The organism is Micrococcus sp. HMSC31B01 (assembly GCF_001816085.1).
GTDB classification, from domain to species: Bacteria; Actinomycetota; Actinomycetes; order Actinomycetales; family Micrococcaceae; genus Micrococcus; species Micrococcus luteus.
The window spans coordinates 1-982 of record NZ_KV825396.1 but is presented as its reverse complement, the minus strand read 5'-3'; the positions used below and the strand labels follow the sequence as shown (position 1 = coordinate 982).

The 982-nt window shown below is 74.9% G+C and carries 1 protein-coding gene and 1 pseudogene; one reads left to right on the top strand and one right to left on the bottom strand.

Annotation, left to right across the window (positions count from 1 at the left end; translation table 11 throughout):
* Positions 1–269, top strand: a pseudogene (locus HMPREF3105_RS13620) (diaminopimelate epimerase); the annotation flags it as partial.
* Between the two features lie 57 nt (positions 270–326).
* On the opposite strand, the gene HMPREF3105_RS11330 reads toward HMPREF3105_RS13620, so the two are convergent.
* The gene (locus HMPREF3105_RS11330) at positions 327–962 is read right to left on the bottom strand and encodes a class I SAM-dependent methyltransferase (RefSeq protein ID WP_036315043.1); all 636 of its coding nucleotides are present in this window, start codon (positions 960–962) and stop codon (positions 327–329) included.
* Positions 963–982: the final 20 nt, after the last annotated feature.

Genomic DNA, 982 nt, shown 5'->3' with positions numbered 1-982 from the left:
AGGAGCCGCTCGTGCGCGAGAGCGTCGGCCGCGTGCGGATGCGCGTGCACGAGCGCGGGGTGGGCGAGACCCAGTCCTGCGGGACGGGCGCGTGCGCGGCGGCGGTGGCGATGCGCGCATGGTCGGGCGACCAGGGCTCGGACTCGTGGCTCGTCGAGGTGCCCGGCGGCGTGCTGGCCGTGGATGTCGTGCCGGGCCCGGAGGGGGCCGAGCACGTGGTCCTCTCGGGGCCGGCCGAGCTCGTCTTCGACGGCGAACTCACCGCCTGACCGCTGTCGTTCGGGAAACGGCGGGCCACGAACCGCTGTCGTTCGGGAAACGGCGCCTCAGCGCGCCCGCACCACCCGCAGGATCCGGAAGCCCTTGACGCTGTCCGCCCGCTCCGCGGTGAACCGGCCGGGCGCGCGCTCCTCGAGCATCCGGCCGATCCACGGCAGCAGCGAGTCCGCCCCGAGGTTCTTCTGCACCACCAGCCAGGCCTCGCCGCCGGGGGCCAGGCGTGGCAGCCACCGCTCCAGCAGGGCGTGCAGTGCCGGCTTGCCGATCCGGATGGGCGGGTTGGACCAGATGAGGTCGAACTCCGCGTCCTCGGGGACGTCCTCCGGCCGCAGTGCCACGACGTTGTCGAGGCCCAGTGCCGCGGCGTTGTCGCGGGTCAGCTGCAGGGAGCGGTCGTTGACCTCGACGGCGGTCACCTCCGCCTCGGGCGACCGCAGCGCCAGCGTGAGGGCGATCGGTCCCCAGCCCGCGCCGACGTCGAGGAACCGGCCCGTCGCCGGCGGCGCGGGCACGGCCGAGAACAGGGCCGCGGTGCCCTTGTCCAGACCGTCCGGGGAGAAGATCCCGTTGGCCGTCTGGACCTCGACGTCGCGGCCGGCCAGGCGGGTCCGCAGGGTGCGGCGCCGCTCGGGCGCGGAGGGGTCGGCGTCGAAGTAGTGGGATGCGGAGCTCACGGCGACCATGACACCCACCGACCCGGCGG

Excerpts from the sequence above, each read along its gene's own strand:
- HMPREF3105_RS11330 (WP_036315043.1), bottom strand. The coding sequence starts at position 962 with ATGGTCGCCGTGAGCTCCGCATCCCACTACTTCGACGCCGACCCCTCC.